The following is a 635-nucleotide window of genomic DNA, read 5'->3' as shown; positions in this document are numbered from 1 at the left end:
ACCACCGGAAGCTCAACCCTGCGGAGTTCATACCATACCAACTCGCCATCGCACCGGTCTCGAAGCCGATACGCTCGACATGAGGCGTTGTTAAGCAGGTCAGTCAAGGCACCAGGATTAGACTTGGCTTTCCCTTCGAAGATTACTTGATCAGTCTCGTTGACAACGCACACAGCGGTTTCTCTCTGTGAGACGTCCAGCCCGACGTACTGCTTCATGGGAGCTCCTTCGAATCATTTGCGGGCTCAACGATAACGGAGGTTGCTGCCACGAGCGCCGACCGCAATTACGTCATCGTTTGCAAATATTGCAAGCCGATTGACGGGAATGCATCGGCAAAGGCAAGGCGCGCCGCGCCTTACGAGTTCGGCGTGAAGGCCTCCATCGTCACCAACAACCGCCGGCCTCCCGGTGGCCTGTTCGTACTGCACGCCAGGTCGCTGCCCGATAATCCCTACGACGGTCATACCCTGCGGGACGTCATCGACCGCACCGAGGCGCTCACCGGCTATCCGATCGAGCGGGCCTATGTCGACAAGGGATATCGCGGCAACGACACGCAAAATCCCCGTCGCGTCTTCATTTCGGGCCAGAAGCGCGGCGTGTTCGGCGCCATCAAGCGCGAGCTCCGGCGC

General features: G+C 59.4%; 2 pseudogenes. One reads left to right on the top strand and one right to left on the bottom strand.

The window, feature by feature from the left end:
• A pseudogene (locus QSV46_RS39115) lies at positions 1 to 218 on the bottom strand (IS110 family transposase); the annotation flags it as partial.
• A gap of 107 nt (positions 219 to 325) precedes the next feature.
• On the opposite strand from QSV46_RS39115, the pseudogene QSV46_RS39110 reads away from it, so the two are divergent.
• Positions 326 to 635, top strand: a pseudogene (locus QSV46_RS39110) (IS5/IS1182 family transposase); the annotation flags it as partial.

The organism is Bradyrhizobium cosmicum, assembly GCF_032290525.1.
GTDB lineage: Bacteria > Pseudomonadota > Alphaproteobacteria > Rhizobiales > Xanthobacteraceae > Bradyrhizobium > Bradyrhizobium cosmicum_A.
Note: the sequence above shows the minus strand (reverse complement) of the source record. Positions and strands in the feature narration are given on the sequence as shown.